A 2468-nucleotide genomic window follows, 5' to 3' on the forward strand; every position below is an offset into this window, starting at 1 on the left:
TGTTGATTTGCGCGGAATCCTGACCCACGATTTGCATTGAATTCTGACCCACCCGTTGGACCAGCTTTGCGGGTTATTCGGTGGGTGTCTGGGTCTTCTTTCTCTCCTTCTTTGGCTGTGTCGTGCTGTTTCTGAAACGATAGCTATCGTTTCCTGTTTCTACAATGTGGCAGTGGTGCGTGAGCCGGTCGAGCAGCGCGGTCGTCATCTTTGCATCGCCAAACACACTGGCCCACTCAGCGAAGCTCAGGTTGGTGGTGATGATGATGCTGGTTCGTTCGTAGAGCTTGCTGAGCAGGTGGAACAGCATGGCACCGCCGGTCTGGCTGAACGGCAGATAGCCGAGTTCGTCGAGAACCACAAGATCGGCATACATGAGTCGCGTGGCGAGTTGTCCGGGCTTGCCCACGAGCTTCTCCTGTTCGAGCGCATTGACCAGCTCGATGGTCGAGAAGAAGCGCACGCGGCGTCGATGGTGCTCGAGAGCCTGCACACCGATCGCGGTTGCCAGATGGGTCTTTCCAGTGCCAGGTCCACCCACCAGAACGATGTTGTGCGCGGAGTCGATGAACTCACACTCGTACAACTGGCGCACCAGCGCTTCGTTTGCGTCGCTGCAACTGAAGTCGAAGCCGCCGATGTCGCGATACGCCGGGAAGCGTGCCGCCTTCATCTGGTACGCGAGTGAACGCACTTCGCGCTCTGCGATTTCCGCCTTGAGCAACCCGGCAAGCACCAGCGAAGCTGACTTGTAGGCCGGCGAGTCCTGCGCGGCAAGCTCGCCTAACGCCTGTGCCATCCCGTGCAGCTTGAGTGACTTGAGCATCTGCATCATGACGTCAGGCTGCATGATCGTCCTCCCGATTCCTCAGGCGGTCGTAGCGGCCCACGTTGGCCTGTGGCTCAACCTTCAGTGCGAAGGCCTGCGGCGTCTGCAGCGGCGGCACAGGCGGGCTGTCGAGCAGCCGGCTCAGGATGTTCAGCACCGTCTGCTTGTTCGGTGCGCCGGCCTCGAACGCCAGCTCGACGGCAGTGAGCACCATCTGTTCGTCGTGCAGCAGGACCAGCGCCAGAATCTCGACCATCTCCCGGTCGCCGCCGGGGCGCTTCAGCAGCACGCCCTGCAGTTTGCGGAAGCCGGCTGGAAACTCGGCGAAGGGTGCACCATTGCGAAGCGCTCCAGGTTTGCGCTGCAGGACTGCCAGGTAGTGACGCCAGTCGTAAATGGTTTCGCCGTGGTCATGGCTGCGGTTGATACAGCGCTCGTGCTCGGCAATCACCTGGCCTTCGGCGACGAACACGAGCCTGGCGGCGTAGACGCGCAGACTGATGGGCCGGTTGGCGAACGACGCCGGCACGCTGTAGCGGTTGCGCTCGAAGTTCACGAGGCAGGTTGGCGAGACGCGTTTGGTGTGTTCAACGAAACCGTCGAACGGCTGGCCCACCGGCATCAGGTGTGGCCGCTCGGCCGACCACGCATCCCAGATCGTCGTGTCCTGTTCCGGGTGACGTGTCTGTTGCCACAACAGCACGCACTGGTCGGCCAGCCAGTCGTTCAACGCCGCCAGCGAGCCAAACGTCGGCACCTTCTGCCAGAGCCGGTGGCGACTGTCCTGGACGTTCTTCTCGATCTGCCCCTTCTCCCAACCGGAGGCGACGTTGCAGAACTCGGCGTCAAACAGGTAGTGGCTTACCATCGCGCTGAACCGCGCGTTGACCTCGCGCACCTTGCCGGGACGCACCCGGTCGACGGCGGTCTTCATGTTGTCGTAAATGCCGCGGCGTGGAATGCCGCCCCACGCAACGAACGCATGATGGTGAGCGTCGAACAGCATCTCGTGAGTCTGCAGCAGATAGGCGCGCAGGAAGAAGGCCCGGCTGTGGCTGAGCTTGAGTTGCGCGACCTGCAGCTTGGTGCGCTCGCCGTTGATGACGGCCCAGTCCTCGCTCCAGTCGAACTGGAACGCTTCGCCTGCAGCAAACCGGAGGGGAACGAACGTCCCGCGTCCGGTCGTCTTCGCCTGCTCGTGCTGCTCCTGTCGCCAGCGCCGGGCAAATGCCGCGACCCGGTCATAGGAGCCGGTGAAGCCCAGTGCACAGAGGTCCGCGTGAATTTGCTTGAGGGTTCTGCGCTGTTTGCGGGGTCGCGTTGCCTCGGTCTTCAACCAGCCAGCAAGCTTCGCAGCGAACCCGTCGAGTTTGCTGGGGCTGTGACGTTCGGGATAGGCGGGCAGGACCGTGCCGGCCCGTATGTAACGCCTGACCGTGTTTCTGGACACGCCCAGCCGTTTGGCAATCTCGCGCAACGAGACATGATCGCGAAAGTGCCAGCGTCGGATGATGCTCAATATAGCCACGTCGATCACTCCGTTCCCCCGCCCGTTGCCGAGCAGGTCAGTGTTCTACGTGGGTCAATATTCGATGCAAATTACTGCGTAGGGTGGGTCAGGATTCCGCGCAAATCAACA

2 protein-coding genes are annotated in these 2468 nt (G+C 61.7%); both read right to left on the bottom strand.

Annotated features, from left to right (window positions below; translation table 11 throughout):
• Window positions 1-73: 73 nt before the first annotated feature.
• Window positions 74-850, bottom strand: a complete 777-nt coding sequence (istB, locus tag FFS45_RS41375; RefSeq protein ID WP_137960343.1) for an IS21-like element helper ATPase IstB — start codon at window positions 848-850, stop codon at window positions 74-76.
• Window positions 840-2366, bottom strand: coding sequence for an IS21 family transposase (gene istA, locus FFS45_RS41380; protein ID WP_137960344.1), 1527 nt, complete (start codon window positions 2364-2366; stop codon window positions 840-842). The genes istB and istA overlap by 11 nt, the downstream gene beginning before the upstream one ends.
• Between the last annotated feature and the right edge of the window lie 102 nt (window positions 2367-2468).

The sequence above is a fragment of the Burkholderia sp. 4M9327F10 genome (assembly GCF_005503145.1).
Taxonomy (GTDB): domain Bacteria; phylum Pseudomonadota; class Gammaproteobacteria; order Burkholderiales; family Burkholderiaceae; genus Paraburkholderia.